The organism is Dokdonella sp. (assembly GCF_049593775.1).
Lineage (GTDB): Bacteria > Pseudomonadota > Gammaproteobacteria > Xanthomonadales > Rhodanobacteraceae > Dokdonella.
In genome coordinates this window covers 1-5661 of sequence record NZ_JBAWHJ010000090.1, presented here as the reverse complement: position 1 = coordinate 5661, position 5661 = coordinate 1, and the positions used below count along the sequence as shown (strand labels likewise).

The window sequence follows — 5661 nt, the reverse complement described above, 5'->3', positions numbered from 1 at the left end:
GAACTTGCCGATGTTGCGAGCTTGCCCCCTGCCCCATGTTACCGACCAGGACCGCGTACCGGATGGCAGTACACGCAAGCTCAGCCCGGACGTATCCGAATCCCTTAGCCGGTATTCCCTCGCTTTCGGCTTGGCCTTCTCGACCATGTCGCGTGTAAGGCGTACCCTCTTGATTACTGGCATTATCGTCCTTGTCTGCAAAATGTCTGCAAAACCGAGTGTGCGACGAAACACACCGGGACACAACAGGACGGAAATACAAGGGTTTCAGCCCCAAGGCACTGATAGGAAACCCGTATAAATCACGTTCGGGACGTAGAGGTCGTAGGTTCGAATCCTGTCTCCCCGACCAATCATTCAGGGCTTTACGACAAAACCCGGCCACGCGCCGGGTTTTGTCTGTCTGCAATTCGCCAAGGTCGCCTACTACCAGGCGAATCGTCTTCGCGCGCTCGAAAGAAGCACAGCCCGACTCAGAGCTGGAATCGGGCATTCCCGGACGACACGACCGGAAAACCGCCATGACACCGGTCCCGCTCGCAGAGCCGCGTCAATTGTAGGAACAAATGCGTCGTCCGTCCTTGACGTAGCAACTCAGTTTCTTGCCGCGATTGGCATCGCGCACCTGGTCAGCTTGTCGGTTTCGCTCGGCGACTGCATCGGCAAAGCTCTCCTGCGTCGGCGCCGAAGCCGGGTTCTGCTGGCCAGCCAGACCGCTGCGCCTGGCCATTTCCGTACTGGCAATCTGACCCGCCTGCTCCTGCGTGTAGTGACTCTGGATCGAGCTCAGATCGTTTTGCGCCACATACTCCATCTTGCCCAGTGATGAGGCCCGCTCGATCGCATGGCGAATTGCCGCTGGAGAGCGCGCTTCATTCACCGCATAGGCGACGGATCCGCCCCAGTTGTTGTCGCTGATGGCCTGATCCACCATGAACATGTGGAACGCATCCTGCGGGCCATATTGATCGACCCGGCCCGCCATCTTGCCGATGTTCCCCAGCCCCTTGCAGAAGGCCTCCTGTCCGGCACGGCAGGCACCGCCGTTCAAGGCGTAAAGATCCGCTGACCGCGTCGCCACCTCGACATTCGAAAGGCCGTCGATCAGCCCGCTGCCAATCGTGCAGCCCGACCATTCACCGTTGTCACACACCTTTCGCGCATACACGATCGCCTGATCGAGATTTCGATATGGCGAATCGCTGTTCGAATAAAGCAACATCAATCCGTAGCAAGCCTCCATCCGATTCTGCGCGCAACCCGGATCGCCAAACGCACGGACGCGGCCATAATCCTTGTAGGCGATGGTGTGCTCGGACCCCGACGCGCCGGCTGCGACCAGTGCGCCGTCCTGGCACGACCCCATCGAACCGGCTTTGCATGAGGCTTCGAAAACCGAGTAGAAGCGGGCACCATCGCGCAGGCCATATATTGGCTCCAGCAGGATCGGCCAGAGTTCGTCGCAAGCTGCCCTTGCACCACGAATGCAGGCGCCCTCCAGGTAATCCGCCGCTGCTCGATACTGCTGGCTTGCGACCATCGCCCTTGCCCTGGTGACGCACGGCTCCATCGCGGTGTTGCTCGCACATTCCGTCACAGCACTCGGATTCGCCTGGGCGGCCGCTGGAGGAGCGTGCGCCCACAAGCCCGCACAGATCATTGCTGCCACGACCCAACTTTGTGTCTTCGCAGCAAGGGCGAATTTCATGGTGTGGATTCTCCTGTTGAATTGGCCGATAGACGCATGGCAGAAAAGCTAAACTGGTCGGGACAAGGGCGTCAAGCCGAAACTCGGCTCAAGTTGAAATTGCTGATTCCCGTTTTTCGCCATGCCTTTATCACTAATTTCACGACATGAATCCCGAGCGTACGCTTTCCGCAAATGCAGAGCGCCGATCGAGTTGAACCGTTCCTCAATCGACCCATGACTGTGCACATGCGCCTCGCCTGCAGGACGGCGAGAATGCTTTCAATATCTGCGCGCTGTCGCAGTTAACGATCAGGGTGAAATCGCTCGCGGCATCGGCGTGAGACAGGTTCCCCAGGGGATAGGGAAGCGAGAGCCCGGACATCGCGCACACGGGAAGCTTTGATCTTCCCTCAGAGCGTGTTGGATTTGTTGCCGCGCGCATAGGGCGGCAGCGGCAATTCGCCCGCCCCCGCATTGGCACCCAATGGCGCCGCCAGGGCGAGTGCCTGCTCCGCACGCAAGGCCTGCAGCAAATATCCCTGTTCGCTGGCTCGACTTTGCAGGGCGCGCAGGCGCAGGTTTCGCTCATCGATGTCGGCGACCCAGGCTTCGGCCCATTCCAGATCGAAGGCCAGAGTGCGGTCGGTGAAGGTTTCGCTGGCGGTCTTGATCTTGTCGAGCGTCCGACGTGCGTCGGCGATGCGTTTGCGTGTCAGCTGGGCGTCGATGACGAGCAGCCAGGCGCGGGCCTCGTCGCGGACTTCACCGAGTTCGGCAAAATGTCTGGCCAGTGATTCCGCCGCAATCTGCACGCGAACCGGGTCGAGGCCGTCAAGCAGATCGCTGCGTTGAAGCTCGAGTTCGCTCAGGGCAATCCAGCCCTTGTTGCCATCCTGCTTGCGCAGGGTCAGCGATTGTTCCTGCAAGCGACGCGAATCGGCAAGATTGCCTTGCGCCTGAGAGACCTGTGCCTTCATCGCCTGCACGTGTGAACGACTGAGCGGCGCGGCAGACTCGACCTGCTTCAACTCATCAAGTACGCGAGCTGCGAATTCCAAATTCGCCGTGACCAGCGCGATATCGGCCTGGCCGACGGCTGCACGCAGGGTCAGATCGATCTGGCCGTCTGCTCGCCAGGCGTCGCCGGCTTCCTTGAAATAGTCGCTGGCCTGATCCAGCTTGCCGTCACGCGATGCGGCGAGTGCAAGGTTGTAGGCCGTTCGCGCTTGCGGTCCGGTCAGGTGAAGCTCGCGAAACAGGCCAAGCGCCTGAGTATTGAGCTCGACGCTACGCTCGAGTTGTCCCTGTGTCGATGCCAGCGCCGCCAGGTTGCCGAAGCAGGTGGCCTGACCGCGGCGGTCGCCAAGGGCTTCAAATGTTTCGAGCGCCTGTTGCCATTGCTGCTCGGCCTCCGCGAAACGCTTCTGGCGCATCAGGGCCAAGCCGGCATTCACCTGCAAAGCGACATATCGCCCCGCCAAGCCGCTGGTCCTGGCCAGGGCGAACGCTTGGGAGAATGATTGCTGGGCACGCTCGCTGTCGTTCAATGCGGCAGCCACGATCCCCTCGGCATTCAACCAACCCACCGAAAGGTCCGGGTCACCCAGACGATCTATCCCGGGCTTGATCCTCTGCAGCGTCGCATCGGCCTCGGCAGGTTGTCCCGAGAAGTTCCGCACCAGTGCGGCGTCAATACCGATCCGCGCAACCGGCAAGGTGGCACTGTAGCCGGATTGAAGCTGATCGACGATTTGCTGTGCATCGGCAAGGTGTCCCTGCTCACGCAGCAATTGCACGCGACGAAGGCGAAGATCGAGCAGCGAAGTCGAATCGACGCGCGGCGACCAGTCATTATCAGCTTCCGCGAGCAGACGCGCTGCTTCATCGAGTTTGCCTTGTGCGCTCATCGCCGCTGCCTGGGCCAGAGCCGCCGAGACGCCGAGCCTGGGCAGGTCGTATTGCTGCGCAGTCTGCCGGGCAACTGCGGCTTCACGCTCGGCCAACGCGAAATCGCTGTCGAGTCGCGCAAGCCGGGAGCGCAGCAGGGTCAGTCGCGGATCATTGCGTGTAGCCGGCAAGGCAGTCAATTGCGCAAGTGAATCGCGCGCGGAATTTCCCTGCAGCGCATCAAATTCACTCTCGACAAGGCCAATCCAGCTTTCGACATCTTCGGGATACAGGTCGACAAGTGCGCGGTAGGCTGCCGCCGCCGCGGCGGGTTGATAGCGCAGCGTCGCCAACTCGGCCTGCAGGCGAAGACGCTCGCCCAGCGGGAGCGATTGTTCGCGATCGAGACGCCCATCAAGCAGGACGATCGCCGATTCGCGATCACCAGCTTGCACATGAGCCTTGATCAATGTGGCCTCCATCCACCGTGGCTTGCCGAGGCGCTCGTGCAGGGCAGTCAGTGTCATCGCCGCGCTCTCTGCGTGACCCTCGTTGATCGCGCTCAAGCCTGCCCAGTAATCCGAACCGTCCTTCGCGCGGATGACGCGCCGGCTATCGCTGTCATCAAGCGGTGCCATGCGCAGGGCTGCCGCGATCACCGAACCTGCCTCGGCAACCAGTGTGTCCAGATCGTCCTGCCCGCCCTGGACTCTTCGACTGGCAAGCACCTGACCATCCGCAAGGTCGATCACGTTCAAATCGAGTACCAGGTTGGCTTCGCCATCGACGCGCCAGCGTCCACCAACGGCATGGTCGGCACCGAGAAGGTCGTGTGCCTGATGTTGCCAGCGCACATCCTGGCCGCCATCGGCAAGACCGAGAGCATCACTGCGCAGCAGCCGCAGCCTAGAATCGGCAAGATGTTGCCCGAACAGCTCCAGCGCTGCGGGTGCCACCCATGGCGGAACCCCGGCCTCGGCAGGCAAGACGGCGAGCACCAGCGTGCCGGCTCGCTCAGATTCGGCCACGGCTGGGGCCGCGTCTTCGTGGAAAAGGCGCGTACCCGCCCAGATGACAATCAGCAGGCATACGGCAACCGCCACGCCGATGGCAGGCCAGCGACGCATGTTTGCGGATTCGGCTTCTGGTTCAGCCGCGGCCGGCTCCGGCAAGCTGGAAACGATTGCCGGAGCATCGTCATCGGCTCCGCCTTCACATCTCACCGTCGCCAGGAAGCGATAGCCGCGCCCGTGGCGAGTTTCGATGTACTGCGGGGCTTGCGCATCATCGCCGAGCGCACGACGCAATTCGCTGACCGACTGCGGCACCGAGTTGGGTGACAACGCGCTTCGACCCCAGATCTCGTCAAGCAAGGTATCGCGGGACAGCAAGGCCGGCGCGCGCTCAACCAGTAGCTGCAGAAGCCGGAAAGTCTGGCGACGCAGCGCGACCACCTCGCCAGAGCGAAGCAGCTCACCGGTTTCAGCATCAAGGACGAACTCACCGAATTGATAGCGCATGCCCGCAGTGTACCTGCGAGCATGTTCCCCCCAACAGCCGAAAAACCTGAACGTGTTCGGCTCGACAGGGAGAGCTCGCCCTTGGGCATGAAACATCCTGCACTGGAACCCTGGCTCAGGTTTCGTCGATTGAATCGAATCCGTCAACGAAAAGCGCGTCACCCTGCTCGACAACGACATCGACGTTGCCGAGCTTGACCGCGTCCAGGCTCCGCGCGACGAGCCGATACGTCCCCAGGGTATCAAACTTCAGTGTGTGGAACGTGGCAATACCCCCAACGGTTATCGCGTTGTTGCCCAGCAGGCCGGCACCGGGCGGCCCAGACCCCGCAGCGATCTCCAGCGTAACCGACGTAACGTCAGGTACCGGCTGATCGAGGATATTCAGCACACCAATCTTTACGGCAGGTGCGACCGTCTGATTTTCAACAGCCGTCGTTGGCTCCTGCAGAAATTCGAGGTCAGACGGAATCGCCGCAGCATCACTCGCATGGACCGATAGCGAATCGAATTGCAGATGCGCACTTGCCAGCGCGCCACTGGTGATGCCATAGAGAATCGCGC

The 5661-nt window shown here is 61.3% G+C and carries 4 protein-coding genes; all 4 read right to left on the bottom strand.

Annotated features, from left to right (window positions below):
• Window positions 1-183 (bottom strand): hypothetical protein (locus tag WBP53_RS03085; RefSeq protein ID WP_423925820.1); only part of this gene is annotated, 183 nt, incomplete at its 3' end.
• 367 nt (window positions 184-550) lie between these two features.
• Complete coding sequence (locus WBP53_RS03080; protein WP_423925818.1) at window positions 551-1708, bottom strand: hypothetical protein; 1158 nt, start codon at window positions 1706-1708, stop codon at window positions 551-553.
• Window positions 1709-2100: 392 nt separating this feature from the next.
• Entirely contained in the window at window positions 2101-5097 is a 2997-nt protein-coding gene (locus WBP53_RS03075; protein ID WP_423925816.1) for a winged helix-turn-helix domain-containing protein, read from the bottom strand.
• Window positions 5098-5212: 115 nt separating this feature from the next.
• The coding region (locus WBP53_RS03070) for a hypothetical protein (RefSeq protein ID WP_423925814.1) at window positions 5213-5661 on the bottom strand (449 nt) is incomplete at its 5' end.